General features: G+C 71.9%; 22 protein-coding genes and 1 pseudogene. 11 read left to right on the top strand and 12 right to left on the bottom strand.

The window, feature by feature from the left end:
- Positions 1–378, bottom strand: a 378-nt coding sequence (locus AC2W7A_RS01075) for a hypothetical protein (protein ID WP_485989717.1), incomplete at its 3' end; no start/stop codon positions are given.
- A 911-nt stretch (positions 379–1,289) separates the two neighbouring features.
- Positions 1,290–2,717: an aldehyde dehydrogenase family protein gene (locus AC2W7A_RS01070; protein WP_485989716.1), complete on the bottom strand. Its 1,428-nt coding sequence runs from the start codon at positions 2,715–2,717 to the stop codon at positions 1,290–1,292.
- A 684-nt stretch (positions 2,718–3,401) separates the two neighbouring features.
- Between AC2W7A_RS01070 and AC2W7A_RS01065 the strand changes: the two genes are divergently transcribed.
- Genes AC2W7A_RS01065 through AC2W7A_RS01055 form a run of 3 tightly spaced genes read left to right on the top strand, consistent with a single transcriptional unit; the run spans position 3,402 to position 6,357 of the window.
- Positions 3,402–4,628: a thiolase family protein gene (locus AC2W7A_RS01065; RefSeq protein ID WP_485989715.1), complete on the top strand. Its 1,227-nt coding sequence runs from the start codon at positions 3,402–3,404 to the stop codon at positions 4,626–4,628.
- 8 nt (positions 4,629–4,636) lie between these two features.
- Positions 4,637–5,476 (top strand): enoyl-CoA hydratase/isomerase family protein, encoded by an 840-nt coding sequence (locus AC2W7A_RS01060; RefSeq protein ID WP_485989714.1) that lies wholly within the window; start codon positions 4,637–4,639, stop codon positions 5,474–5,476.
- An 8-nt stretch (positions 5,477–5,484) separates the two neighbouring features.
- A complete protein-coding gene (locus AC2W7A_RS01055; protein ID WP_485989713.1) occupies positions 5,485–6,357 on the top strand; it encodes a 3-hydroxyacyl-CoA dehydrogenase family protein in 873 nt (290 codons plus the stop codon).
- 230 nt (positions 6,358–6,587) lie between these two features.
- Here the strand turns inward: AC2W7A_RS01055 and AC2W7A_RS01050 are convergent, their stop codons facing one another.
- From AC2W7A_RS01050 to AC2W7A_RS01020, 7 genes are all read right to left on the bottom strand, one after another.
- Positions 6,588–6,839 carry a hypothetical protein gene (locus tag AC2W7A_RS01050; protein WP_485989712.1) on the bottom strand — a complete coding sequence of 84 codons (252 nt, stop codon included), beginning with the start codon at positions 6,837–6,839 and terminating at the stop codon, positions 6,588–6,590.
- Positions 6,829–7,125, bottom strand: a complete 297-nt coding sequence (locus tag AC2W7A_RS01045) for an ArsR/SmtB family transcription factor (RefSeq protein ID WP_485989711.1) — start codon at positions 7,123–7,125, stop codon at positions 6,829–6,831. The genes AC2W7A_RS01050 and AC2W7A_RS01045 overlap by 11 nt, the downstream gene beginning before the upstream one ends.
- A 43-nt stretch (positions 7,126–7,168) precedes the next feature.
- Positions 7,169–7,996, bottom strand: coding sequence for an MBL fold metallo-hydrolase (locus tag AC2W7A_RS01040; RefSeq protein WP_485989710.1), 828 nt, complete (start codon positions 7,994–7,996; stop codon positions 7,169–7,171).
- A 4-nt stretch (positions 7,997–8,000) separates the two neighbouring features.
- Positions 8,001–8,828: an SDR family NAD(P)-dependent oxidoreductase gene (locus AC2W7A_RS01035; protein ID WP_485989709.1), complete on the bottom strand. Its 828-nt coding sequence runs from the start codon at positions 8,826–8,828 to the stop codon at positions 8,001–8,003.
- A 60-nt stretch (positions 8,829–8,888) separates the two neighbouring features.
- The gene (locus AC2W7A_RS01030; protein ID WP_485989708.1) at positions 8,889–9,869 is read right to left on the bottom strand and encodes a cytochrome P450; all 981 of its coding nucleotides are present in this window, start codon (positions 9,867–9,869) and stop codon (positions 8,889–8,891) included.
- A gap of 15 nt (positions 9,870–9,884) precedes the next feature.
- Complete coding sequence (gene panD, locus AC2W7A_RS01025) at positions 9,885–10,322, bottom strand: aspartate 1-decarboxylase (protein WP_485989707.1); 438 nt, start codon at positions 10,320–10,322, stop codon at positions 9,885–9,887.
- Positions 10,323–10,491: 169 nt separating this feature from the next.
- A complete protein-coding gene (locus AC2W7A_RS01020; protein ID WP_485989720.1) occupies positions 10,492–12,051 on the bottom strand; it encodes an AMP-binding protein in 1,560 nt (519 codons plus the stop codon).
- A 490-nt stretch (positions 12,052–12,541) separates the two neighbouring features.
- Between AC2W7A_RS01020 and paaZ the strand changes: the two are divergent.
- The 3 genes and pseudogenes from paaZ to AC2W7A_RS01005 all read left to right on the top strand — a co-directional run bounded on the left by paaZ (position 12,542) and on the right by AC2W7A_RS01005 (position 16,725).
- Positions 12,542–14,655, top strand: a pseudogene (paaZ, locus tag AC2W7A_RS01015) (phenylacetic acid degradation bifunctional protein PaaZ).
- Between the two features lie 119 nt (positions 14,656–14,774).
- On the top strand, positions 14,775–15,650 hold the full coding sequence (locus AC2W7A_RS01010) for a hypothetical protein (protein ID WP_485989706.1): 876 nt from the start codon (positions 14,775–14,777) through the stop codon (positions 15,648–15,650).
- Between the two features lie 148 nt (positions 15,651–15,798).
- The gene (locus tag AC2W7A_RS01005; RefSeq protein ID WP_485989705.1) at positions 15,799–16,725 is read left to right on the top strand and encodes a hypothetical protein; all 927 of its coding nucleotides are present in this window, start codon (positions 15,799–15,801) and stop codon (positions 16,723–16,725) included.
- A 95-nt stretch (positions 16,726–16,820) separates the two neighbouring features.
- Here the strand turns inward: AC2W7A_RS01005 and AC2W7A_RS01000 are convergent, their stop codons facing one another.
- The 3 genes from AC2W7A_RS01000 to paaI all read right to left on the bottom strand — a co-directional run bounded on the left by AC2W7A_RS01000 (position 16,821) and on the right by paaI (position 19,502).
- Complete coding sequence (locus AC2W7A_RS01000) at positions 16,821–17,360, bottom strand: TetR/AcrR family transcriptional regulator (RefSeq protein WP_485989719.1); 540 nt, start codon at positions 17,358–17,360, stop codon at positions 16,821–16,823.
- A 356-nt stretch (positions 17,361–17,716) separates the two neighbouring features.
- Positions 17,717–19,072 carry a phenylacetate--CoA ligase family protein gene (locus AC2W7A_RS00995; protein ID WP_485989704.1) on the bottom strand — a complete coding sequence of 452 codons (1,356 nt, stop codon included), beginning with the start codon at positions 19,070–19,072 and terminating at the stop codon, positions 17,717–17,719.
- A gap of 10 nt (positions 19,073–19,082) precedes the next feature.
- Positions 19,083–19,502 (bottom strand): hydroxyphenylacetyl-CoA thioesterase PaaI, encoded by a 420-nt coding sequence (gene paaI / locus AC2W7A_RS00990; protein ID WP_485989703.1) that lies wholly within the window; start codon positions 19,500–19,502, stop codon positions 19,083–19,085.
- 821 nt (positions 19,503–20,323) lie between these two features.
- Between paaI and AC2W7A_RS00985 the strand changes: the two genes are divergently transcribed.
- The 5 genes from AC2W7A_RS00985 to AC2W7A_RS00965 all read left to right on the top strand — a co-directional run.
- Positions 20,324–21,469 carry a hypothetical protein gene (locus tag AC2W7A_RS00985; RefSeq protein ID WP_485989702.1) on the top strand — a complete coding sequence of 382 codons (1,146 nt, stop codon included), beginning with the start codon at positions 20,324–20,326 and terminating at the stop codon, positions 21,467–21,469.
- Between the two features lie 88 nt (positions 21,470–21,557).
- The gene (gene purB, locus AC2W7A_RS00980) at positions 21,558–22,997 is read left to right on the top strand and encodes an adenylosuccinate lyase (protein WP_485989701.1); all 1,440 of its coding nucleotides are present in this window, start codon (positions 21,558–21,560) and stop codon (positions 22,995–22,997) included.
- Between the two features lie 429 nt (positions 22,998–23,426).
- Positions 23,427–23,858: an acyl-CoA thioesterase gene (locus AC2W7A_RS00975; protein WP_485989718.1), complete on the top strand. Its 432-nt coding sequence runs from the start codon at positions 23,427–23,429 to the stop codon at positions 23,856–23,858.
- 233 nt (positions 23,859–24,091) lie between these two features.
- Positions 24,092–25,015, top strand: a complete 924-nt coding sequence (locus AC2W7A_RS00970; protein WP_485989700.1) for a trimeric intracellular cation channel family protein — start codon at positions 24,092–24,094, stop codon at positions 25,013–25,015.
- A 123-nt stretch (positions 25,016–25,138) separates the two neighbouring features.
- On the top strand, positions 25,139–25,864 hold a 726-nt coding region (locus AC2W7A_RS00965), incomplete at its 3' end, for a trimeric intracellular cation channel family protein (protein WP_485989699.1).

Here is a 25,864-nt window from a genome sequence, read left to right as displayed (position 1 = left end):
TGCACCTCGGACGGCTCCGGAGAGCACGGCGGCGTCCGCGGCGAGACGGTCGGCGGCGTCGGCGTACTGGTCCACGTCCTCGGCCGTGGCCCTGCTCGGACGGCGCAGGGCGGACTCGAGCCCCTCGTCCATCCGCAGCAGGTACAGGGCGCGGGCGGAGTGCAGCTCCCAGTTCCGTGCGGAGTCCCGGGACCGGCGCTCGTCCGGCACCGCGAGCAGGGAGACCTCCAGGGCCTCCAGGTCCATGACCACCCGGGCGATGCGGGCCCGGGCCAGGCGGAAGCGGCGGCGCAGCTCCGAGACGGCACGGACCGCGCGGGCCCACAGCAGGCCGGCGCCAAGGTGAGGGCCCCGAGCGCACCCGTCAGGCCGATCCACAGCAGCGGCTCCCGCGGCAGCCCGGAGTAGGACATCTCCCCGGCGGTGCGCGCCACCGCCACCACGGAGGCCGCGGAGTGCCCCATGTCCCGGTTGCGCTCGAACACCTGCTGCAGCTGGAGCGAGGGGCGGTCCATGAGGGAGGAGTGGTTCCGCTCCTCCGAGAAGACCTGCGGGTCCAGGACCACGCCGTTGAACCTCTCGTCCGGCAGCGCGGAGGGGTCGTAGCCGGGAGCGGTACTGTCCACGGGCATCCGCTCCGGCTGCGTGGACAGCTGTACCTCGGCGGAGAGCTCCGGGTCCTCCTCCCGGGGCCGGGCGACCCACTCGTCTGTGACGCGCACCGTGATCGGCTCCCACGAGCGGACCGGCTCCTGCTCCACCAGGGCGTCCACCCGCTTCTGTGTGATCCCGTACGGCAGGGGCTCCTCCAGCACCAGGCGCACGGGCTCCTGCGGCTCAGCCGTCACCACGGAGACGCCCGTCACGCCCACCACCGCGGTCGCGGCGGCGAGCAGCGCGGTCACGGCGCCCCACAGTCCCCTGCGCACGGACGTCATGGATCTCCCCTCCGGACCCGGACCCCCGCCGGAACCTGCGCTCCACCCTAAGCGAGACCCCGGTCACATGCCGCGCGCCCCGGGATGCACGACGCGGCGAGGGGACGTGGCGGGGAGGTGACGTGGCGGGGAGCCGCCGTCCTCGGCGAGCGGACAGGCGGAGGCGGGGAGCCGTCGTCGGGAAGGGCGGACGGGAGCGGACACGGCGGCGGCCGCCACCTCACGGGTGACGGCCGCCGCGGGGACGAGGCACGCCCGTCCCCGCCGGAGAGCCCCGACGACGGCCGCCGGCCCAGACGGACAGGTCAGGGAACAGGCGGAGGGGACCCGCCTGGCCGGACGGGATCCGGCTCAGACGGAGATCACCTTCGGCAGGGCCATCTGCTTCAGGCCCTCCACACCGAACTCCAGGCCGAAGCCGGACTCCTTCACCCCGCCGAACGGCACGCGCGGGTCGATGGCGCCGTGCTTGTTGATCCAGGTGGTGCCGGCCTGCAGCCGGGCGGCGACCTCCTTGGCGCGCTCCACCTCCGAGGACCACACGGAGGAGCCCAGACCCACGTCCAGGCCGTTGGCCCACTCGATCGCCTGGTCCAGGTCCGAGTAGCGAATGATCGGTAGCGCCGGGCCGAACTGCTCCTCGGCCACGAGCGGGTTGTCATTGTCCAGGTCCGCCACGAGGGTCGTCGGGTAGAAGTGGCCCGGGGCGGACTCGTCCGGGTCGCCGCCGACCAGCACGCGGCCGCCGCCGTCCTTCGCGGCCTGCACCAGCTTCGCCACGATCTCGTACTGGGCGCGGTTCTGCAGCGGCCCGAGCACGTTCTGCTCCTCGAGGCCGTTGCCCATTGGCATGGCCTTCGCCACGGCGGTGAGCTCCTCGCAGACCTGGTCGTAGAGGGAGTCCGGGACGTAGAGGCGCTTCAGGGCGGCGCAGGTCTGGCCGGTGTTGATGAACGCGCCCCAGAACAGACCCTCGGCGATCGCCTTCGGGTCCGCGTCGTCCAGCACGATGCCGGCGTCGTTGCCGCCGAGCTCGAGGGTGATGCGCTTCAGGTCCTCCGCGGCCGAGCGCATGATCGCCTTGCCGGTCTCGATGGAGCCGGTGAAGGTGATCTTGTCGATGCCGTCGTGGACGGTGAAGGCCTTGCCGAGCTCTCCGTCCCCGGCGAGGACCTGCAGCACGCCCTCGGGGAGGACCCGGTTCATCACGTGCACCAGGGCGAGGACGGACAGCGGGGTGTACTCGGAGGGCTTGAGCACCACGGTGTTGCCCATGCGCAGGGCCGGGGCGATCTGCCAGATCGAGATCATCATGGGCCAGTTCCACGGGCCGATGCCGCCGACCACGCCGATCGGCTCCCAGCGCAGCTCAGCGGTGCCGGACTCGTCGTCCACGAGCGTCTCCGGCTCGATCGGGAACGCGGCGGTGGCACGGGTCCAGGCCACACATCCGCCCACCTCGAACGCGGCGTTCGGACCGTTCTTCACCGGCTTGCCCTGTTCCCGGGAGAGCAGCTCGGCCAGGCCGGCGGCGGAGGCCTCGATGGCATCCGCGGCCCTGTTCAGGTGCGCCGAGCGCTCCTCGTGGGAGAGGGCGGCCCAGTCCTTCTGCGCGGCGCGGGCCCGCTCGACGGCGGCGTTCAGGTCCGCAGGAGTGGACTGGGGTGCGTGGCCGAGGACCTCGCCGGTGGCGGGGTCCTTGATCTCGGCACCCTGCCCTGCGGGGGCGGAGACGGCGGCGAGGAGGTCGGCGCAGCTGAGGGCGGCGTTCTCGGTCATGATGTGTCCCTTTCGGTGTGGGTCCGGCGCAGCGGCCGGGGGATGTCTGCGGTGTCCGGTCTGTGGTCAGTCTTGCAGGTGGGATGTGGCGTGCGTCACCTGGGGTGGGCGGTGGGGCGGTGCCAGGCGGTCGGAGGGTGCGGTGCCAGGCAGGCGTGGTGCCCCCCGCCCCCGCCGCGGCGGCCGGATCGACGATTCTTCGGCTGATCGGACCTGTCAGAGGCGATCCGGCGGTTCTTGTCGATCCTGCGGGGCGGCGCAGGTCGATCCTGCCGGACCTCGCAGGAGGACCGACGGTTTTCCGCAGGACCTGCCTGATTCAGGAAGGTCCTGTGAAGAACCGTCGGTCGCGTCAGGCCCAGGTCCAGGTCCAGGCCAGGCCCAGGCTCAGGCCCAGGTCCAGGTCCAGGTCCAGGCCAGGCCCAGGCTCAGGCCCAGGTCCAGGGCCGGGCCCAGGCCCCGGCCCCAGCCGACTCTCCTCGCCCCCCCGGACCGGAGGACGAGACCGGCAGGCCCTCCCCCACCCCACGAAGCCGACACATGTTGACCGCCCTCACCGCCCGCACGGATACTGGACGGTGAACCTGAACGCCCGGTCGGTAATTCCAGATTCGCCGGGCAGGTGCCTGGCACGGCCCCGGCCACCGGCACCGCGCCCGTCACGCACTCCAAGGAGATCCCCGCATGACCACTCTCGCCACCCCGTCCCAGGCCCTGCTCGTCGGCGGCAAGCGCACGCCCGTCGGCCGCTACGGCGGCGCCCTGTCCTCGGTCCGTCCGGACGACCTGGCGGCGCTGACCATCAAGACGGTCGTGGAGGACGCGGGCATCGACCCGGCGGACGTGGACGAGGTCATCTTCGGCAACGCCAACGGCGCCGGCGAGGAGAACCGCAACGTGGCTCGCATGGCGTGGCTGCTGGCCGGCTTCCCGGACACCGTCCCGGGCATCACCGTGAACCGCCTCTGCGCCTCGGGCATGTCCGCGATCGCCATGGCCACCGCCCTGGTGCGCTCCGGCATGGCGGACGTGGTCGTGGCCGGCGGCGTGGAGTCCATGTCCCGCGCCCCGTGGGTGCAGGCCAAGCCGACCACCGCGTTCGCCAAGCCGGGCGACCAGTTCGACACCGCCATCGGCTGGCGCTTCGTGAACCCGCGCTTCGCCTCGGGCGAGTTCGGGGACAAGTTCATCTTCTCCATGCCCGAGACCGCGGAGGAGGTCGCGGAGACCGAGGGCATCACCCGTGAGGACGCGGACGCGTTCGCGGTCCGCTCGCACGAGCGCGCCCTCGCCGCGATCGAGGCCGGCCGCTTCAAGGACGAGATCGTCCCGGTCACCGTGAAGGGCCGCAAGGGCGCCGAGACCGTGGTGGACACCGATGAGGGACCGCGCCCGGGCTCCACCATGGAGGTGCTGGGCAAGCTGCGCCCGATCATCAAGGAGAACGGCGTGGTGACCGCCGGCAACTCCTCCTCCCTGAACGACGGCGCCTCCGCCATCCTGGTGGTCTCCGAGCGCGCCGCGGAGAAGTACAACCTGAAGTCGCGCGCCCGCGTGGTGGACTCCACCGCCGCCGGCCTGGCCCCGCACATCATGGGCCTGGGCCCGGTGCCGGCCACGAAGAAGGCGCTGGAGCGCTCCGGCTGGTCCATCGACGACATCGGCGCGGTCGAGCTGAACGAGGCCTTCGCCTCCCAGTCGCTGGGCTGCATGCGCGGCCTCGGCCTGGACGAGTCGATCGTCAACAACGACGGCGGCGCGATCGCCCTCGGCCACCCGCTGGGCTCCTCCGGCTCCCGCCTCATCGTGACCCTGCTGAACCGCATGGACCGCGAGGGCGTGGACAAGGGCCTGGCCACCATGTGCGTGGGCGTCGGCCAGGGCGCCGCCACCCTGATCGAGAAGCTCTGAGGCCCGCCATGACCGAGCAGACCCAGAAGATCGACGACGGCGCCTTCCCCGGGCTCGCCGACGTCGCCTCCTCCTTCACCGCCCTCCGCCTGGAGGCCACCGAGGACCGCCCGGACCGGGTCGTCGCGGCCATGGACCGCCCGTCCGTGCTGAACGCGATCGACCAGACGATGATCGACGAGTTCCATGCCCTCTGCGGCTGGCTCGAGCGCACTCCGCGCGTGCTGATCATCACCGGTACCCAGGTGGAAGACCGCAAGCGCGGCGGCACCAAGGGCATCTTCGCCTCCGGCGCGGACATCGCGCAGCTGCGGGAGCGCCGCCGGGACGACGCCCTGCGCGGTGTGAACTCCCAGCTGTTCGACCGCATCCACCGCCTGCCGCTGCCGGTGATCGCCGCGATCGACGGCTTCGCCCTGGGCGGCGGCGCCGAGCTCGCGTGGGCCGCGGACTTCCGCATCGCCACCGAGTCCGTGAAGATCGGCCAGCCGGAGGTCGGCCTGGGCATCACGGCCGCCGCCGGCGCGCAGTGGCGCCTGAAGGAGCTCGTGGGCGAGCCGATCGCCCTGGAGATCCTGCTGGCCGGCCGCATCCTGGACGCCCAGGAGGCCCTGTCCCTGCACCTGGTGACCGAGCTGCACGACCCCGAGGCCCTGATGGACGGCGCGCATGCGCTGGCGGACCGGATCGGCAAGAACGACCCGCTCGCGGTGCGCATCTCCAAGCGCGTGTTCCACATGCCGCGCGAGGCGCACCCGCACGTGGACGAGATCGCTCAGGCCATCCTGTTCGAGTCCGAGGCCAAGTTCGACCGCATGCAGGCCTTCCTGGACCGCAAGAAGAAGTGAGGACCCCCATGACTGACACCACCACCCAGGGCTCTGTCCCCTCCGTCGTCGGCGTGCTCGGCGGCGGCCGCATGGGCGCCGGCATCGCCCACGCCTTCCTGATCTGCGGCGCGGACGAGGTGATCGTCGTCGAGCGCGACGCGCAGTCCGCGGAGGGCGCGAAGGAGCGCATCGAGTCGGACCTCGCCAAGTCCCTCGAGCGCGGCAAGATCGACGGCAACCTGGACGTCTGGGCCGAGCGCCTGACCGTGTCCCTGGACAAGGCGGACTTCGCCCGCTGCGGCCTGGTCGTGGAGGCCGTCCCGGAGATCATGGACCTGAAGATCGAGTCCCTGACCGAGGTGGAGAGGCACCTGGCCGAGGACGCCTGGCTCGCCACCAACACGTCTTCCCTGTCCGTGGACGAGCTGGCGAACCATCTGCAGCGACCGGAGCGCTTCTGCGGCCTGCACTACTTCAACCCGGTCCCGGCCTCGAAGCTGGTGGAGGTCGTCATCGGCGCGAAGACCGGTGACGAGCTGAAGGCCCTGTCCTCCGAGTGGGTCAAGGGCCTGGGCAAGACCCCGGTCGTGGTGAAGGACGCCCCGGGCTTCGCCTCCTCCCGCCTGGGTGTGGCGATCGCCCTCGAGGCCATCCGCATGGTCGAGGAGGGCGTGGCCTCCCCGGAGGACATCGACAACGCCATGGTGCTGGGCTACAAGTTCCCGGTGGGCCCGCTGGCGCTCACGGACATCGTGGGCCTGGACGTGCGCCTGGGCATCGCCGAGTACCTCGAGTCCCAGCTGGGCGAGCGCTTCGCTCCCCCGCAGCTGATGCGTGACATGGTCGCCCGCGGCGAGCTGGGTCGCAAGTCCGGCAAGGGCTTCTACGACTACTCCTGACCCCGACCTGAGTCCCTCCCGCCGCTGAGGTCCGGCACCACGACGACGGCCCCCTCACCTTCTCGGTGAGGGGGCCGTCGCGTGACGGTGGGGATGTCACGGGAGCCTCAGGGGCTCGGGTGCTCGGTGTCGGGGTCCGCAGGATCCGCCGTGGGGCGGCGGAACGGGGATGGGGGCGGCCCCGACGCGAGGCGGCGCGGACGCCGCGGTCGGTCGGCTGGATGCCTGCGTCAGGCGGCGTGCTCGCAGGTGGGGCAGGTGCAGTCGGTGCACTCGCAGGTGGCGCAGTTGCAGTCGGCGCCGCAGCAGCCGGCGGAGCAGGTGTCGCACTCGTCCACGTGGTCGCCGTGGATGTGGTGCAGGTGGCCGTCGTGCTTGTAGTCCACGTGGTCGCCGTGCTGCACGGCCTCGTGGCCGCAGTCCGGCCCGTGGGTGTGGTCGTGGTCGGTGTGGACGGCGTGCTGGGTGTGGTCAGTTGCCATGGGGAGCCTCCTCGGCGGCGTGGTGGACGGCGTCACGCAGGATGTGGGCCACGTGCTCGTCCGTCAGGTGGTAGGTGCGGGACTTTCCGTCCAGCTCGGAGCGCACCAGCCCGCTCATGCGTAGCACCCGCAGGTGCTGGGACATCAGCGTGTGGGTCACCCCGACGTGGTCGGCCAGCTCGCCGACGCTGCACGGCTGCCCGTCCATGCGGAGCATCGCTGCCACGCGCACGGGCGAGGCCAGCACCTTGAACAGGTCTGCGGCTCGCTGGACGTCCTGGGTCATGCCCCCATAATACATGCATACATCTTCATACGAAAGGGCGTGCTCAGGCCCCGGCGCGTGCCGCGATCTCCTCGCCCTGAGCCCGCACGAACGCGGCGTCCACCGGCGCGCCGTGCCCGGGGATGTACAGCGCGTCCTCCCCGCCGAACTCCAGCAGCCTCCGCAGGGCCGCCGACCACCCGGGAAGGTCCGAGTCCGGCCCGTCCTGGGGCGGCCCGGACTCCTCCACCAGGTCCCCGGCGAAGACGACCGGCCGGCGCCCGGCGCCGGGATGCACCACGCCGCCATCTGCACCATGCCTGCCCTGCGTCACCCGTGATCCCGCGGGCGAGGCGCCGGCGGCCACGTCCACCCGCAGCACGAGGTCGTCCGGGGTGTGCGCCTCCCCCAGCCAGGCGACCTGTACGCCCACCCCGCCGAGGTCGAGGGTCCACGGGTCGTCCGGCCGGCACTGGGCGGAGTCGAGCCGCACATCCGGCACCGGGACCTCGGTCAGCCCGAGCTGACGCTGCACGCGGGTGTTCGCACTCTCTTCCACCCCGTGGCGGCGGCCGAACGCGGCGTGGGCGACGGCCAGGAGCCGCTCTCCCGCCGCGGCGCGCACGCCGGCCAGACCGAACCAGTGGTCGTAGTGGTCATGGGTGAGCACGGCCCAGCGCACCGGGACGGGGTGCCTGGCGGTCTCCTCCGCCTGGCACACGGCGGAGCGGTAGAGGTCGGCACCCTGGTCCGGGTGGGTGCCGACGTCCACCAGCACGGCCGCGGCGTCTCCCACCACGAGGCCCACGTTCACGCCGCAGGGCTCGCAGCAGGCCACGAGCACCCGCTCGGCGACGGCCTCGAAGGGCCCGTTGGACCACTGCACGGCCATCAGCTCACTTCACCAGGGAGGCCATCTTCTTGGCGATCAGGTCGGTGGCCCGCTGCGGGGCGATGCGGGCCAGGCGGTCCAGCATGGTGGCGTCCTTGCCGACCGTCACGCGGTAGCGGCCCTTCTCCACCGCCTGCTCCACGATCACCGCGGCGGCCTCCCGGGCGGGCATCGGCTTGAGCTTGGAGGACTCCGCCTGCTTCGCCGCGTCCTCGGGAGACGTCGTCCCGCCCGGGCTCTGCACGCCGGAGTTCGCGCTGATGTTCGTGGCGATCGCCCCGGGGAACACGATCGTGGCGGCCACGGAGGTGCCGCGCAGCTCGGCGTAGAGTCCCTCGGTCAGCAGCTTCATCGCCGCCTTGGAGGCCCCGTAGACGGTCTGGCCCGGCACCGGCAGGAAGCCGCCCATGGAGGAGACGTTCACCAGGCTCGCCTCGGGGCGGGCGGTCAGGTGCGGCAGGAATGCCTTGACCATGTACACGGTGCCCCAGAAGTTCACGTCCATGACCTTGCGCATCTCGTCCAGGTCGAGCTGCTTGAAGTGCACGAACTCCTGGATGATGCCGGCCACGTTCAGCAGGCCGTCCACGTGGCCGTGCTGGGCCGAGACCTGAACGGGCAGCAGGTCAACGGCGTCCTGGTCCGTGATGTCGAGGGCATGCCGGGTGAAGCGGTCTCCCACGCCGGCGAGCGCGGCGGTCTCGGCGAGGGCGTCCTCGCGCAGGTCCACGCCGGCCACGGAGGCCCCACGGCGCAACAGCTCCAGCGCCACCTCACGTCCGATGCCGTTGCCTGCTCCGGTGACGACGAAGACCTTGTCCTGGGTCTTCACGTGTGCTGCTCCTTCGTGACGGGCGGAGCGGCTGCGGGATGCGCCGCCCTCGTCTCCAGCCTAGGAGCGGGTCGCCTCCGCCGGGGAGGTCTGGAGCACCAGGCCCCGGATCGCGTACCCGGCGGGGATCGTCACCTCGCCCTGCTCCGTGGTCAGGGTGACGTCGACGACGGCGCGGCGGAGCAGGTGTCCGACCACCGGTTCCAGCCGGAGCAGCTCGTGGAGGATCCGCTGCCGGCCGGCGGAGTCGGCGGCGAGGAACTCGGCGCGCAGCGCCTCGTCCGTGAGCAGGTGCCAGGTGCAGACCTGCAGGAACTCGCGGGTGGTGACCATGCCCGCGGCGGCGTAGGTGACGCACTCCATGACGATCTCGAGCTCCGAGTACCCCTCGGCGATGAGGAGGGAGAGCACGTCCTCGCGCGGCACGGCCCGGCGGGTCCGCAGCGCCGGCCTCACGTCCTTGAGGTGGAAGCGGAGCAGGTCCAGCGTGCCCGGGATCGCGGCGGGCAGGGAGAGCAGGCGGCGCCATCCGGCGGCACCCGGCTCCAGGACGGCGGCGGGCTGGTCGAAGAAGCCGACCAGTCGGTTCGCCATGGCCTCCTGGTCCGAGTCGGTGAGGCCGATGACCTGGGCGGCCACCTGGGCGGCGAAGTGCAGGGTCAGCTCGGACAGGTCCACGGGCACACCGGCGTCCAGGCGGGCCAGGAAGGTGTCGGCACGGGTCTCGATGAGCTCCCGGTAGCGGGTGTCCACCACCTTCGGCGCGAAGTAGCGGGCCACCTTGGTGCGCTGGGCGCGGTGCTCGTCCCCGTCCGCCCAGAGCACCGGCCACCGCTTCAGCGGCATGGACTGGCGGACGGCCTCGGAGGCGAACCCGGACTGGTGCACCTCGCCGCTGCGGCGCAGCACCTCGCGCACCAGGGCCAGGGAGCGGACATGCCAGGTGGCGCGCCCCTGGGCGTCCACCGTGCGCTCGAGGGCGGGCGCATCGGCCTCACCGGGACGGGAAGTGAAGCGGTCGGAGTGCGGGCAGCCGGTCACAGCGCACCCCGGCGGTCACAGCTCGGCCTGAGCCTCGGAGTACGGGCGGGACTGCGGCGGGCGGGAGACGCCGTCCACGATCGCGTCGGCGGGGTCGTGGCCGAGCTGGACGATCCGGTTGTCCGCGTCCACGTGCACCACGGTGGGGGTGAAGGTGCGGGCCTCGTCGTCGTCCATCTGGCCGTAGGCGATGAGGATGACGATGTCGCCCGGCTGGATCAGCCGGGCCGCGGCCCCGTTGATGCCGAGCACGCCCGAGCCGCGCTCGCCGGGGATCGTGTAGGTCTCCAGGCGGGCGCCGTTGGTGACGTCCACGATCGAGACGAGCTCGCCGGGCAGGATCCCGGCGGCGTCCAGCAGGTCCTGGTCCACCGTCACCGAGCCGACGTAGTGCAGGTCGGCCTGGGTCACGGTGGCGCGGTGGATCTTGGCGTGGAACATGGTGCGCAGCATGGGTGAGGCCTCGCAGAGGTGAGGGAAACGGTGCAGGTGAGGGGCCGTCGTCGGGAAGGGCCCGCCCCACAGCATAGGCGGGCCGCCCGGACGACTCCCATCGGTTCCGCCGGAGGCGGAGCGGGCCCGCCCCCATGGGAGGCGTGCCCGCGCGCTCAGGTCGACCGGCTCAGGACGGCTCGCCCTGGCGCAGCTTATAGCGCTGCACCTTCCCGGACGGGGTCTTCGGCAGGTCCTCCACGATGTGCACGCGGCGCGGGTAGGCGTGCTTGGAGTACTCGTCGCGGACCTTGGCCTTCAGCTCGGCCTCCAGCACGTCCGGGTTCTCCACCGTCCCGGTGGGCACCACGAACGCCTCCACCACCTCGCCGCGGATGCCCTCCGGGTCCGGACGCCCGACGACGGCCACCTCCTGCACCTGCGGGTGCTGGATGAGCACGGACTCCACGTCGAAGGGGCCGATGCGGTAGCCGGCGGCGAGGATGACGTCGTCGTCCCGGGAGGAGAAGAAGAAGTAGCCGTCCTCGTCCTGCCGGCCGGTGTCCCCGGTGAGGTACCAGCGGCGGTCCTCGCTGAACCGGGTGGCGGTCTTGTCCGGGGAGTCCAGGTAGCCCGGGAACCAGAACATCGGCGAGTCGGCGGTGTCCAGGGCGATCTGGCCGTGCTCGATGCCGCCGGTGATGCCCGGCATCGGCAGGCCCATGGAGCCCGGCTTCACCGGACGGGCCACATCCGGGTGCGCGTTGTTGCAGATGACCATGCCCAGCTCGGTCTGGCCGTACTGGTCGCAGATCTCGCAGCCCAGGGCCTCACGGCCCCACGCCACCATGGACGGCGGCAGCGGCTCGCCCGCCGATGCGGCGCGGCGGAGGCTCAGCGCCTGGTCCGGGCCCTCCACCAGGCCGGACTTGGCGAGCGCGCGGTACATGGTGGGGGCGCCGGCGAAGTTGGTGACCCCCTGGGCGCGGATGACCTGCGCCATGGACTCTGGGGAGAAGCCGCCGCGGTACTGCAGGGAGGTGCGGCCGAGCGCGAGGGTGCCCATGATCCCGTAGTACAGGCCGTAGGCCCATCCATGGTCCGCGGCGTTCCAGAAGACGTCGTCCTCGCGCACGTCCACCGAGTAGTGCAGGTAGTCCGAGAAGGCGGCCATGGCGCGCAGCGGCACCGGCACGCCCTTCGGCCTGCCCGTGGTCCCGGAGGTGAACAGCAGGGCCAGGGTGCCGTGGCCGCCCACGGCCACCGGCTCGGCGAGCGGCTCGTGCTGCTCGAGCGCGTCCCACTCCTCGCCGGTGCGGACGATCTCGATGCCGGAGATGGAGGTCAGCTTCTCCGCCTGGTCCGGCTCGGCCACCACGAGCTTCGCGCCGGAGCCCTCGATGCGCATCTGCGCGGCACCGGTGGCGAACGCGGTGAACAGCGGGACGTGGACGGCGCCGAGCCGCCACACGGCCATCATCGTGATGACCAGCTCCTCGCGCTTGGCCATCATCAGCGGGATGCAGTCGCCCTGCGTCACGCCGCGGGCGGCCAGACCGGCGGCCACGCAGGCCGAGCGGTCCGAGAGCTCGCCGAAGGTCAGGTCCACGGTGGACATGTCCGCGGCGATGAAGCGAAAGGCCACGCGGTCCCGCTCGTAGCGGTCGCAGAGCAGCTCGGCGGCGCAGGCCGCGTCCTGGTCGAAGGTGTCCAGCCACTGCCGGACCTGCTCGGCGACGGCCGGCGGCAGCGTGGCAGTGGAGCCCGGGGCGGGAGTGGATGCGCCTGCGGCGGCGCCCGCGGCCGGGGCGGCGTCTGCGGCGGCGTCTGCCGCGGACGGGGTGGTGGAAGCGTTGTCGTGTGCGGCGTCGGACACGGTGTCTCTCCTGAAGGTGGGGGGTCCTGCCCCTCAGCGGTGCGGGACAGGCTGTGCTCCGCACTGTAGCCAGGACCTGTGCGGAGCTGAGATCGGGGTCACATGATGACGACGGCCGCGCCCGCGCGAGGCCCCACCACTCCCCCGCGGCGCGCTTCTGCGGTAGCGTGGAGACAAATACCGACCGATCGGTCGGGCATGCGGTGGTGGGCCGCGGGCGCCGCACAGTGCCTCCCGGTCCACAGGGCCTCCCGGTCCGCAGGGCCTCCCGGCCCACGGGGCCACCCGGTCCACAGGACCGCCCCCGACGCGTCCGTGTCCCCCGCCGCCGCACGATCACCGCCGCCCTCACGAAGGAGTCAGTGTGACCACCACCGCCGAGAAGACCGCCACCGTCCTGCCCAGCTACGTCTGCGGAGGATGGTGGGCCCCGGAGAACCCGTCCAAGAAGACCGCCGTCATGGACGCCAACACCGGCGAGCACCTGGTGGACGTGTCCACCGAGGGCCTGGACACCGCCGAGGCCATCGAGTACGCCCGCACCGTGGGCCAGAGGAACCTCGGCGAGCTGACCATCCACGAGCGCGCGCTCAAGCTCAAGGAGCTCGCGATCTACCTGAACTCCCGCATCCAGGAGCTCTACGACCTCTCCTTCGCCACCGGCGCCACCCAGCGCGACCATGCCTTCGACGTGGACGGCGGTGTGGGCACCCTGTTCACCTTCTCCGGCAAGGGCCGCCGCGAGCTGCCGAACTCGAACGTGATCGTGGACGGCGCCGTGGAGCCGCTCTCCCGCGACGGCTCGTTCATCGGCGAGCACATCTACCAGCGCATCCCGGGCGTGGCCGTGCAGATCAACGCCTTCAACTTCCCGGTGTGGGGCATGCTCGAGAAGTTCGCCCCGGCCTTCGTGGCCGGTGTGCCGACCGTGGTGAAGCCCGCCACCCCCACCGCCTACGTCACCGAGCTCTGCGTGCGCCTGATGGTGGAGTCCGGTGTCCTGCCGGAGGGCTCCATCCAGCTGATCTCCGGCTCCGCCCGTGACCTGCTGGACCACCTGGACTACCGCGACCACGTGGCCTTCACCGGCTCGGCCGGCACCGCGCAGACCCTGCGCACCCATGACAACGTGATCAACGGCGGCGTCCGCTTCACCGCGGAGACCGACTCCCTGAACGCCGCGATCCTGGGCCCGGACGCCGCGCCGGGCACCCCGGAGTTCGACGCGTTCGTGAAGATCGTCTTCCAGGAGATGACCGTCAAGCCGGCCAGAAGTGCACCGCCGTTCGCCGCGTGATCGCCCCGCAGGCGCACGTGAATGCCGTGGTGGAGGCCCTCTCCGAACGCCTGTCCTCCAAGGTGGTCCTGGGCGATCCGCGCACCGAGGGCACCACCATGGGCGCCCTGGCCTCCAAGGAGCAGCAGTCCGAGGTCCGCAAGGCCGTGCAGCGCCTGGTGGACGCCGGCGCGAAGGTCCGCCTCGGCGGCCCGGACGCGGACACAGGCTCGGCGGACGCGGAGGCCGGCGCGTTCTTCGCCCCCACCGTTCTGTCCTTCGACGACGCCCGCACCCCCGAGGTCCACTCGGTGGAGGCCTTCGGCCCGGTGACCTCGGTGATCGGCTACACGGACGTCGAGGACGCGGTGGAGCTGGCCGCCCTGGGTTCCGGCTCGCTGGTGGCCTCCGTGGCCACCAACGACGGCGAGACCGCCCGTGCGTTCGCCGCCGGCATCGGCGCCCACCACGGCCGCGTGCACTTCCTGAACCGCCAGACCGCGAAGACCACCACCGGCCACGGCGCCCCCCGTGCCTGTGCTGATCCACGGCGGCCGGGCCGCGCCGGCGGCGGCGAGGAGCTCGGCGGCATCCGCGCCGTGAAGCACTACATGCAGCGCACCGCCGTCCAGGGCTCCCCGGACCTGCTCACCGCCATCACCGGCGTGTGGCACCAGGGCGCCGCCGCGAACACCGTCACCCGTGAGGACGTGGAGTCCGGCGCTAAGAAGCACCCGTTCTACAAGTCCCTGGAGGAGCTGAAGGTCGGCGACCAGTTCGCCTCCGGCCTGCGCAAGGTCACCCTGGAGGACATCACCGAGTTCGCCGAGAAGACCGGAGACAAGTTCTACGCGCACACGGACGAGGAGGCCGCCACGGCCAACCCGTTCTTCCCGCGTCGTGTGGCCCACGGCTACCTGCTGGTCTCCTGGGCCGCCGGCCTGTTCGTGGCCCCGGATCCGGGCCCGGTGCTGGCCAACTACGGCCTGGAGAACCTGCGCTTCATCACGCCCGTGACCTATGACGACTCCATCCGCGTCACCCTGACCGCCAAGCGGATCACCCCGCGCGTCACGGACGAGTACGGCGAGGTCGCCTGGGACTGCCAGCTCCACAACCAGGACGACGAGCTCTGCGCCCAGTACGACGTGCTCACCCTGGTCACCAAGACCTGGCCCATGAAGGAGCAGCCGGAGGCCTGATCCCCTCCGCCGGGCCGGACTGACGTCCGCCCCCTTCCCCGACGACGGCCCCTCGCCTGACGCAGGCGAGGGGCGTCGTCTGTTTCCCCGGGTCCTCGGTTGTGGCACCCTCCCGACCTATGGACACGCACTCCATGGATGCGACGACGCGCACCCGCAGCGTCCCTGCCCTGGCCGGCACCGCCCTGCTGCTGACCGCGGCCCTGTCCCTGACCGCCTGCGGCACAGATCCCGCCGAGCCGGAGGCGACGCCCACGTCCTCGGCCGCGCAGTCCACGGGGGCCTCCGAGTCGGTGGAGTCCGCCTCGCCGTCGCCCTCGGAGACCGAGTCGGGCGAGTCCTCGGAGGGCTCGTCCGGCACCCCGACGGACGCCGCCGGGGTCGTCCCGCCGGACGAGGAGGCCGTGGCGGGCATGGTCGCCGCGATCGAGGAGCACCTCGGTCCGCACTCGGACACCGTCACCCGCACTCCGTCGGAGATGAAGACCACCGCCGAGGAGGCCATCACTGCAGAGGAGTCCCGCATCGGCGACGACTTCTCCGCCGCATGCGTGGCAGACCTCGTCGCCCGCGACGCCGTCCACCGCACCGCGGACGTCGCCTACACGCAGGTCAACGGGACGCCAGAGGACATGGACACCGTCGAGCCCTGGTTCGTGAACCGGTGGGACGCCGCCTCCCCGGCGGGTGCAGCCGCCGTCCGCGACGCGGCGGTCGCCCAGGCGGCCCTCCCCCACTGCACGGGCGAGCCCGGGCTCGACGTCCCGGAGGTCGAGCAGTCGGAGCAGCAGACATGGGGCGAGGGCACCGTGGAGCACCTGGTCCACGGGAACCTCGAGGACGGCGGTATGCGCACGGTGCAGACCCTGGCCGTGGACGGCGCCCGCGTCTACGAGGTCAACCACCCGGCCATGGGCGCCGACCAGGCCGAGGAGGTGAAGGCGCGCCACATCGCCCTGCTGGAGGACCTCCGCGCCGGCACCCAGGACGGCTGACGCCGGACGCGGACGGCGGCGGGCCGGTGCCTGGAGGGGGCGTCCGCAGGCGGCCGACGACGACGCCGTGACGCCGTGACGGAACCGTTGCCGAACCGGCACCGTCCCGCCACCGCACGGCCGTATGTGATCTGGCACACTGACACCTATGCGCACCTATCGTCGTCACCGTCGCTCCGCTCCCCTGGCCGGCTCCGCCCTGTTGCTGGCGGCTGCGCTGACGCTGACCGCCTGTCAGACGGCGGACACCGACGGGGCCGGCGAGGAGTCGGAGAACACGGCCAACGCGTCGGCGAGCCCGTCCGGCTCGGGTGAGGCGCCGTCGTCGGGAAGCGGAGCACCGGGAGATGGAGGCTCCGAGGTGGCCGGCCCGTCCGACGCAGAGATCTCGGCGTCCGCCCTGCCGGACCACCTTCAGCCGCCGTCCGACGAGACCACCCAGGTCATGGTGAAGGCCGCGGAGAAGGGCATGGGCCGCCCCGTGGACCGGGTGGAGGACACCACCGTGGCGAACGCGCAGGCCGACGCGGAGCGGGCAGCCGACATGTTCGGCAACGCGGACATGACCCCCATGGCGGACGAGGCCTGCCGCGAGACCGTGGTCCACCAGTACGAGGTCGCGGCGGCCTCGGACGTCCGCAGCACCCGGCTCCACGGCTCCATGGCGGCACACTCCGTCGACACCACGGCGTCGCCCTCGATGCCCACAGCGGTGGAGGCGCCCTACCGGATCTCCATCCTCACCTACGACGACGCCGCCGCGGCCCAGGAGAACGTGGACGCCACACTGGCCGTGGCCGGCAACGAGGCCTGTGCGGGCGAACCAGCCCTCGGCCTCAGCCCGGGCGGGGAGGTCACCGAGCACGACTGGGGCCAGGGAACCCGGTACACGGCCGTCAGCGCTGACGAGACCCGCGCCATGACCTTCGTGAGCACCCTCGCCGTGGACGGCACCCGAGTGATCGAGGTGGTGGACACCGTCTCGGGTGCGGACACGGGCGCCGAGGAGGCCCTCGCCGCCCAGGCGAAGACGGTCGACCTGATGGCCGAGGCGCTCGGCGAGCCGGTGCGCTGAGCCTGGCGGGGCCGGTGCGCTGAATCTGGCGGGGCCGGCACCGGGCCAGGCCTCAGGGCAGAGGTCCAGCCCCGGGGCATCAGGGGTGGGGCGCGTCAGCCGCGCACGCCTTGCAGCACCACGCCGGTGACGGAGTGGACCATGTCCTCCACGGTGTGGGTGCCGTCCGGGCGGAACCAGTCCACGATCGAGTTGATCATGCCCAGGGTGAGGCGGGCGAGGTTGCGCGGGGTGATGTCGTCCCGCACGGACCCCTCGGCCTGGCCGGCCTCCAGCAGGGCGCCGAGGCGGCGGGTGATCGTCCGGCGCCGTTCCATGGCGCGCAGCTCCACGTCCGAGTTGCCGCGCAGGCGCAGCAGCAGTGTCACCTGCGGCATGTGGTCTGCCAGGGCCTGCAGGGTGGCGCGGACGGCGGCCTCCACCCGCTCCCCGGAGCCGCCCTCACCGGCCTCGACCTCGTCGAAGGCGGCCTCGAGGGCGCCCAGGGCGTCGTCCAGGGCCCGCTCGAGGATGGCCTCCTTGGACTCCACGTGGTGGTAGATCGCGGACTTCGAGATGCCCAGGCGCTTGGCGAGCATCCCCATGGAGGTCGCGTCGTAGCCGTGCCGGTTGAACACGTCCACGCACACGGCCATCAGGGTGTCGCGGTCGTAGCCGGGACGGCCCCGGCGCACCGGGCCGGACAGGCCGCCGGCGGCGGTCTCCGACGGTCGCGGCCGGGAGACCACCGGGAACACCCCGGTGAGGGGCTCGCCGGGGTGAGTGCCGTCGTCGGCGTCGCGGTGCGGGCTCACGGTGTCCTCCTGTGGGTCGGGTTCCCACTCTAGGCGGAAGGCCCCGCCCCGGTGGACGGGACGGGGCCTTCGCGCACAGGTGCGACGACGGGTGGGCGACCGGGGACGCCTGGGACGGGCCGTGCGAGACGGTCCTGACAAGGCGGCCGGCCGGACGGGCCGTGCGAGACGGTCCGGACCGCACAGGGCCGAGCGGATCAGCCCTTGTCGTTGCGGTGGTCGTAGACGCGGCGCAGCTTGCCGGAGGAGCGGACCAGGGTGTCCGGCTCCACCACGTTGATCGTGCAGGAGGAGCCGATCCTCGTCTTGATCTCCTTCTGCAGCTGGCGGGCGCCGTTCTGCGCGTCCTCCATGGAGCACTCCGGGCGGCGCTCGATGTTCACGGCCATCTCGTCCATGCGGTTCGGACGGGTGATCTCGAGGGTGAAGTGCGGGGACAGGGTGGGGACCTGGAGGGCCAGCTCCTCGATCTGCGAGGGGAACAGGTTCACGCCGCGCAGGATGATCATGTCGTCCGAACGGCCGGTGATGCGGCCCATGCGACGGTGGCCCGGCAGGTCCGTGCCCGGGAGCAGACGGGTGAGGTCGTGGGTGCGGTACCGGATGATCGGCAGCGCCTCCTTGGTCAGGGAGGTGAACACCAGCTCGCCCGGGTGGCCGGTCTCCATGACCTCGTCCGTGAACGGGTCGATGATCTCCGGACGGAAGTGGTCCTCGTAGATGTGGGAGCCGTCCTTGGTGGCCGCGGACTCGCCCGCCACGCCCGGGCCCATGACCTCGGACAGGCCGTAGATGTCCAGCGCGTCGATGCCGAAGGTCTGCTCGATCTCGCGGCGCATCTCCTCGGTCCACGGCTCGGCGCCGAGCACCGCGGTCTTCAGGGAGGTCTCGCGGGGGTCCAGGCCCAGCTTGCGGAAGCCGTCCGCGATGGTCAGCAGGTAGGTGGGCGTGGAGAGGATCGCCGAGGGCTCGAAGTCCTTGATCAGCTGGACCTGCTTCTCGGTCTGGCCGCCGGACATCGGGATCACGGCCGCGCCGCAGCGCTCAGCGCCGTAGTGGGCGCCGAGGCCGCCGGTGAACAGGCCGTAGCCGTAGGCGTTGTGCACGCGGTCGCCCGGCTTCACGCCGGCGTTGCGCAGCACGCGGGCCACCAGGCCGGCCCAGGTGGCGATGTCTTTGTCCGTGTAGCCGACCACGGTGGGCTGGCCGGTGGTGCCGGAGGAGGCGTGGATGCGGCGCAGCTCCGGGCCCTGCGCGGCGAACGCCTTGAACGGGTAGCTCTTCCGCAGGAACTCCTTGTCCGTGTACGGGAACTTCTCGAGGTCCTCGAGCTCCTTGAAGTCCGAGGGGTGCACGCCGTGGGCGTCGAAGTGCTCCTTGTAGGCCGGCACGTTCTCGTAGGCGTGGTGCAGGGTCCAGCGGAGGCGCTCGAACTGGAGCGACTCGATCTGGTCCCGGCTCATGGTCTCCTCCGGGTCACGCTGACCGCGGTCGGCCGGGTTCGCCGGGAGCGGCGCCGGGGTGTACGGGTTCGGGATGGATGCCTCGATCATGGGTCTCTCCTCAGCGGGCGGCAGGGTTCGGGATGGTGCGGGAGCGGCCACGGAAGGCGGCGACGAGCGTGCCGTCCTCCGTGGTGACGCTGATGTCATAGACGCCGGAGCGGCCGGCGCGGGAGACGAGCCTCCCCTCGGCGACGAGGGTCTGCCCGGCCTTCGTAGGGGCCATGAAGTTCACGTCCACGCCCGAGGCCACGGTGATGGTGGAGCCGTCCGAGTCCGGGTCGTTGCAGGTCAGCGCAAAGCAGGAGTCCGCGAACGCGAAGACCATGCCGCCGTGGGTGATGCCGAAGCCGTTCACCATCTCCTCGCGGACGGTCATGCGGACCACCGCGTGGTCCTTCTCGGTGAGCTCCACATGGAGCCCCATCCACTCGCTCGTGGCGTCGCCCTCGAGGATGGGATGGGCGTGCAGGTCGGTCACGGTGAGCCTCGCAGTGCAGTCAGGGACGTGGGGCTCGCGCGGCAGGCGCGCGAGGTCTGTCCAGAATTACTGAACGATCATTAGGTAACTCCCTCGGGGTGAGTCCCGTCAAGCCCTGAAGTGACATCGGCCACTGATCGTGGGGGCGGGCAGGTGTGAGGCGGAGGTGGCAGGGAGGGCGGTGCCGGGCCGGCCGTCCGTGGGATCGACGATTCTTCTGCGGATCGGACCAGACCGAGGCGATCCACCAAATTTCCGTCGGTCCTGCGCCGAGTGGCCCCCTTCTTCCCGACGACGGCCGGCCGGGTCCGGATGCCGGCCCGCCCTGCGCCTCAGCCCGCCTTCCACCTCGGCTCACCCCACGCGAGTCCTGCGCAGGCACCTCACGCGGTGCGCACATGCCCGCAGGCGGTGCGCAGGCCCGCGGAACGCGCCCATGCACCACAGGACGCGCGCATTCCCCGCAGGCCGGCCGTGGCAGAGTCTGTGCGCCGGGACAGGAATCGATAGCGTGGGCACATGCGCCGTCTCGCCCTCTCCGCCACCCTCGGCCTCACCGCTGCCCTCGCCCTGACCGGCTGCGTCCAGCAGGACACCGCACCGTCCGGGGCACAGGACAGGCCGGAGCAGGCGATCGCCGGCTCCGTGGACCACGAGCTCACGGAGGACGAGCTCAAGGACGCCCTCCTCGCCGGCTTCGACGGCATGCCACGCCCTGAGACCGAGCCGATAGAGCGGGTGGAGGACTCGGCGGAGCTGGACGCCGAGATCTTCGCCGCCTCCGCCCCGGACCTCGAGTCCTGCCTCGAGAGCCGGGGCGCATGGAGGAGGCGGAGGAGAAGGCGACCCTGTCCCTGCACGGTCCGGCGCCGCTGGACGGGGTGGACCCGGTGGACTCGCACGCATCCGCCTACGTCTTCCCCACCGCCCAGGACCGGCACGACTTCGAGTGGCTCCTGGCCGAGTCCGAGGTGGTCTGCGACCCGCAGCGGATTCGCTCCCGCGTCGTCGAGCACGAGGGGCGGCGGGTCATCGAGACCGATCTGTCCCACTCGGGCTACCGGACTCTCGCCCATTCGATGTCCGACGGGAACGTGATGGTCTGGGCGAGCGTGGCGGTGAGACGGCAGGACCGCGAGGAGATCGATGTGGAGTCGATCCGCGCTGCCAGGGCCGCGGCGCTGGACGCGACCCTGACGGAGATCGCCGGCGATCAGCGGCACGACTCGACCCCGCTCCGACTCCCGGAGGAGCCGCAGCAGCAGTCCGCGGATCCGGACGGCCCAGATGCCGGAGAGCTGTCCCGCGAACGGCTGGGGCAGGCCCTCACCGAGCATGCCGTCCCCCAACTCCCGGAGCAGCGGCAGGGGGCCGCGGGCTCCAGCCGGGACCCCTCCGAGGTGCATGCCGACGCCCCGAGCGGCCTGCAGCATGCGGCCTTGGCCGTGAAGCTCGGCGAGATGGACGGGATCCCGGCGCAGTGCACCGAACGCAGCGCCTCGCTCATGGACCAGGTGGGCGGGCTCGACGGGCTCACCGTCTCCTCCGTGGAGGCGTTCACCGAGGAGCCCGTCCCCGAGTCCGGCCGGGACCACACCGGTGGAGATGACGAGGCCCTTCTGCGCCACGCCTACGTGCTCGTGGACACCCCCTCCGTGGAGTCTGCCCGCGCCGTGGCCGAGGCCTCCGCCGGGGCGGCCACCGCCGCGTGCGAACCGGACCGGACGCTCGGCACCACCCGCCTGCCGTCCGAGGAGGGCTCCGAGGACGTCGCCCACCGCACCGTGCTGGAGGGCAGGATGGCCGCGGAGAACGAGACCCGGCTCGCCGTCCGGCGCGGCGACCTGGTGGCCGTGGCCGAGCTGGACACCGTGCACCCCACCGGCTCCCCCGAGCACCTGGGCGCAGCGCACGAGGCCCACCGGACGCTGACGCAACTCCTGGACGCGGTGACCGAGGCGGACTGATCCCCGTCCGCGGGATCCCGTCCACCTCATCCCGTCCCCGCACCGGTGCACGCGCACCCGCGCCCGCGCGGGGTGGAAGAATGGCCGCATGAGCACCCAGCCCCCTGCCTCCCTGACCGCTGACCGCCGCCCGCTGGGGCCCTCCGGCATCGCCCTCGGTGCGCTGGACGGCCGCTACCGCTCGGCGGTGGAGCCCCTCGTCGAGCACCTCTCCGAGGCGGCGCTGAACCGCAACCGCATCCACGTGGAGGTGGAGTGGTTCATCCACCTGTCCGAGAAGTCCGTCCTGCCGGGCCTGTCCCCGCTCACGGACGAGCAGAAGGCCGGCCTGCGCGCCGTCGTCACGGACTTCGGCCCGGACGAGGTCACGGAGCTCGCGGAGATCGAGAAGGTCACCGTGCATGACGTGAAGGCCGTGGAGTACTTCATCGGTCGCCGTCTCGAGGCCCTCGGCCTGGGTGAGAAGACCGCGCTGGTCCACTTCGCCTGCACCTCGGAGGACATCAACAACCTCGCGTACGCGGTGGGCGTGCGGGACGCGATCGAGCAGGTCTGGCTGCCGGCCGCCCGCACCGCCGTCGAGGCGATCTCCGCCATGGCCGCCACCGCCGCGGACATCTCCATGCTGTCCCGCACCCACGGCCAGCCCGCCACCCCCACCACGCTGGGCAAGGAGATGGCGGTGTTCGTGCACCGTCTGGGCCGTCAGGTCTCCCGCGTGGCCGGCCAGGAGTTCCTGGGCAAGATCAACGGCGCCACCGGCACCTACGCCGCGCACCTGGCCGCCGTCCCGGACGCGGACTGGCAGGAGGTGGCCCGCACCTTCGTGGAGCACCTGGGCCTGACCTGGAACCCGCTGACCACCCAGATCGAGTCCCACGACTGGCAGGCCGAGCTCTACGCGGACGTCGCCCGCTTCAACCGCATCCTGCACGGCTTCTGCGTGGACGTGTGGGCCTACATCTCGATCGGCTACTTCGCGCAGATCCCGGTGGCCGGCGCCACCGGCTCCTCCACGATGCCGCACAAGGTGAACCCGATCCGCTTCGAGAACGCCGAGGCCAACCTGGAGCTCTCCTGCGCGCTGCTCGACTCGCTCGGGGCGACCCTGGTGGAGTCCCGCTGGCAACGCGACCTCACCGACTCCACCTCGCAGCGCAACATCGGCACGGCCCTCGGCCACTCGGTGCTCGCCCTGTCCAACGTCACCAAGGGCATGGGCCAGCTGAAGGTCGCCGAGCCGGTGCTCGCCGAGGACCTGGACACCAACTGGGAGGTGCTCGGCGAGGCCATCCAGACCGTGATGCGCGCCGAGGCCCTCAACGGCACCGCCGGCATGGACAACCCCTACGAGCGCCTGAAGGAGCTGACCCGCGGCCACCGTGTGGACGGGCCGCGCATGCGCGAGTTCGTGCAGGGCCTGGGCCTGCCGGAGGCCGCCGAGAAGCGCCTCCTGGACCTCACCCCGGGCACCTATGTGGGCATCGCCGCGGACCTGGCCAAGGAGCACGGCCCGGCGAAGGCCTGATCCTTGCGGGGCGGCCGGGCAGAAGGGCTCGCCATTCCTGCTCGGCCCGCCCCGCCTGTCCCCACCGGCTTCCCGACGACGACCGGTCGCCTCCCCGCGAGGCGACCGGCCGTCGTCGTGCGCAGGGCAGGGGCGACCGGCCGCCATGGGCGGGCAGGGGTGCCGGGTTCCGGGTGCCGGGGACGTCGCCCCGACCGCACCCCAGCCCACTCCACAGGACCGACGATTTTTCACAGAACCGCACCAGACAGGGGCGGTCCTGCGAATTTTCGTCGGTCCCGCCGGCGCCGCGACCCATGAAATGCCGACCGATCGATCGGCGCGGGAGACTACCCTGGCGCCATGAACGCCGAGCAGCCCTCCACCTCCGCCGAACAGCCCACCTCGCCCGAGCCCGCCTCCGCCTCCTCCCCCGCGCACACGTCCGCCCTGGCCGACGAGGACATCACCTTCCGCACCCGCAAGTGGGTGAAGCCGGAGGACCTCAACGCGAACGGCACGCTGTTCGGCGGGTCGCTGCTGCGCTGGATCGACGAGGAGTCGGCTATCTACGCGATCATCCAGATGGGCAACCCGCGCTCGGTGACCAAGCTGATCTCGGAGATCAACTTCGTGTCCTCCGCCCGGCAGGGCGACATGATCGAGATGGGCCTGCGCGCCGTGAAGTTCGGCCGCACCTCACTGACCATGCACGCGAAGGTCCGCAACATCATCACCGGCGAGGTCATCCTGACCATCGACAAGATCGTGTTCGTCTCCCTGGACGAGGACGGCAAGCCGCAGCCGCACGGCTACAAGGACATCACCTTCAAGCGCGACCGCATCCCCACCTCCATGTCGGTCACCCCGCCGCGCAGCTGACCCCGGCCGCCCGCGCACCGCATCGGCCCGCTTCTCGACGACGGCCCCGCGCCTCCCCCGCCCGCCTCGCCTCCGCCTCGGCGCACCTGTCCGTGACGGATCCCACCGCCTCCTGGGGCGGTGAACCCCTGCCAGGGGCGAGTGATGGGCCATATGGTGAGGGGCCGTCGTCGTGGTCCATCCCCCCCACCGGCTGCGGCGACCTCCCCACCGACTCGTGAGAAGGCCTCCCCATGCCCCTGGTGTCCCCTGCCCTGACCGCCTGGCTGCTGACCGCGCCGGTGCAGCGTGACCCGTCCGAGCTCGAGCAGGACGCCCCGAGCGCCGTGGACTCCTCTGGCGATGTGGCCCAGGCGGTGGAGCAGGTGATCACCGTGGTGGACCTGGTGGGCGTGTTCTTCTTCGCCGTCTCGGGCGCGGTGCTGGCGGTGCGCAAGGGCTATGACCTGGTGGGGTCGCTGCTGCTGGCGCTGCTGGTGGGCATCGGCGGCGGTGTGATCCGTGACCTGGTGGTGAACGCTGAGGTGCCCTCCGCGTTCACGAACCCGGTGTACCTGCTGATGCCGATGCTCGCGACGGCGCTGGTGTTCTTCCGGCTGCTGGGGCGGAGCCGGGATGAGAACGCAGTGATGCTGTTCGATGCGATCGGCCTCTCGGTCTACTGCGTCCTCGGGACGCGGATCGCCCTGCTGGGCGGCCTGGACCCGATGCCGGCGGCATTCCTGGGCCTGGCCACGTCGATCGGCGGCGGCATGATGCGAGACGTGGCAGCCGGGGAGCCGCCGGCGGTCTTCGGCGGACGCGGCTGGTACGCGATCCCTGCGCTGATCGGTTCCGCCGCCACCGCAGTGTTGGGCTGGCTGGAGTGGTTGACCATGGTGTCCTCCCTGCCGATCATGGCCCTCGTGCTGGGGCTTCGCCTGGTGTCCCTGAAGCGGCAGTGGCTCGCCCCGGGCGCCGAGATCACCGGGACCCATCAGCGGCAGCGGCTCACCCCGGGCCAGGCCCCGCCGATCGAGGACGTGCGCGACCGCCCGGGCACCGGCAGCCTGCCCGCCGTCCCCGGAGACCCCGGCGAGGAGCCCGAGGGGTCGGGGAAGGCCCGGCAGGACGGCCCACACGGCAGGGAGTCGGAGGGCGGGACGTCCGGCCAGTGAGCCGGGCCACCACGGACCCCCACGGGCCTCCCCCGCCCCGTACCCTGGCCTTTCGAGGGCGCCGCACCGTGCCCTCTGCGTGCGGGCGCGCAGCGCACGGAGGACGACCGGAAGGGGACGTGAGTGGACCAGCTTCAGCATGCGTTGGACCAGGTGCCGTGGCTGCTGACCGCCCTGGACCTGGTTGGCGTGTTCTTCTTCGCGACCTCCGGTGCCCTGCTGGCCGCCCGCAAGGACTTCGACTTCGTGGGCTCGGTGTTCCTGTCCCTGCTCGCCGGCCTGGGCGGAGGCGTCACCCGTGACGTCCTCCTGGACCGCGGGCTGCCGGCGTCCCTGGACAACCCGGTCTACCTGGCGCCGCCGGTGCTGGTGTCCCTGTTGGTCTATGTGAAGGCGATCGCCCCGCACCGGCTGAACCTGACCATCACCATGTTCGACGCCGGCGGCCTGGCCCTGTTCACCGTGACCGGCGCGATGATCGCCCTGGAGACCGGGGCGAATCCGGTGGCCTGCGTGGTGATCGCGACCGTCACGGCGCTCGGCGGCGGCATCCTGAGGGACATCGTGGCGAACGAGGTCCCCTCCCTGTTCGACCCGCGCGGCGTGTACGCCATGCCCACCATGGTGGGTGCCGTGGTGTCCGTAGCCGTGGGCCTGCAGGGTGCGTTGAACGTGGTGACCGGCTTCTTCATCGCCACGCTGATCTTCTCCATCCGCATGCTCGGGTACCGCTACCAGTGGCGGCTTCCCGGGGCGGACATCTCCATGGACCGCGACTCGATCGACCGGCTCCGTGCCGCCGCCGTGCAGGCGCAGGCAGGCAGCCCGCCGCCGCGCCCGCCTGGGCCC

It is taken from the genome of Micrococcus sp. LASM2_SD2 (assembly GCF_057364565.1).
Note: the sequence above shows the minus strand (reverse complement) of the source record. Positions and strands in the feature narration are given on the sequence as shown.

Excerpts from the sequence above, each read along its gene's own strand:
- AC2W7A_RS01070 (WP_485989716.1), bottom strand. The coding sequence starts at position 2,717 with ATGACCGAGAACGCCGCCCTCAGCTGCGCCGACCTCCTCGCCGCCGTC.
- AC2W7A_RS01065 (WP_485989715.1), top strand. The coding sequence starts at position 3,402 with ATGACCACTCTCGCCACCCCGTCCCAGGCCCTGCTCGTCGGCGGCAAG.
- AC2W7A_RS01060 (WP_485989714.1), top strand. The coding sequence starts at position 4,637 with ATGACCGAGCAGACCCAGAAGATCGACGACGGCGCCTTCCCCGGGCTC.
- AC2W7A_RS01055 (WP_485989713.1), top strand. The coding sequence starts at position 5,485 with ATGACTGACACCACCACCCAGGGCTCTGTCCCCTCCGTCGTCGGCGTG.
- AC2W7A_RS01050 (WP_485989712.1), bottom strand. The coding sequence starts at position 6,839 with ATGGCAACTGACCACACCCAGCACGCCGTCCACACCGACCACGACCAC.
- AC2W7A_RS01045 (WP_485989711.1), bottom strand. The coding sequence starts at position 7,125 with ATGACCCAGGACGTCCAGCGAGCCGCAGACCTGTTCAAGGTGCTGGCC.
- AC2W7A_RS01040 (WP_485989710.1), bottom strand. The coding sequence starts at position 7,996 with ATGGCCGTGCAGTGGTCCAACGGGCCCTTCGAGGCCGTCGCCGAGCGG.
- panD (WP_485989707.1), bottom strand. The coding sequence starts at position 10,322 with ATGCTGCGCACCATGTTCCACGCCAAGATCCACCGCGCCACCGTGACC.
- AC2W7A_RS01010 (WP_485989706.1), top strand. The coding sequence starts at position 14,775 with ATGGACACGCACTCCATGGATGCGACGACGCGCACCCGCAGCGTCCCT.
- AC2W7A_RS01005 (WP_485989705.1), top strand. The coding sequence starts at position 15,799 with ATGCGCACCTATCGTCGTCACCGTCGCTCCGCTCCCCTGGCCGGCTCC.
- AC2W7A_RS01000 (WP_485989719.1), bottom strand. The coding sequence starts at position 17,360 with ATGGCCGTGTGCGTGGACGTGTTCAACCGGCACGGCTACGACGCGACC.
- AC2W7A_RS00995 (WP_485989704.1), bottom strand. The coding sequence starts at position 19,072 with ATGATCGAGGCATCCATCCCGAACCCGTACACCCCGGCGCCGCTCCCG.
- AC2W7A_RS00985 (WP_485989702.1), top strand. The coding sequence starts at position 20,324 with ATGGAGGAGGCGGAGGAGAAGGCGACCCTGTCCCTGCACGGTCCGGCG.
- purB (WP_485989701.1), top strand. The coding sequence starts at position 21,558 with ATGAGCACCCAGCCCCCTGCCTCCCTGACCGCTGACCGCCGCCCGCTG.
- AC2W7A_RS00970 (WP_485989700.1), top strand. The coding sequence starts at position 24,092 with ATGCCCCTGGTGTCCCCTGCCCTGACCGCCTGGCTGCTGACCGCGCCG.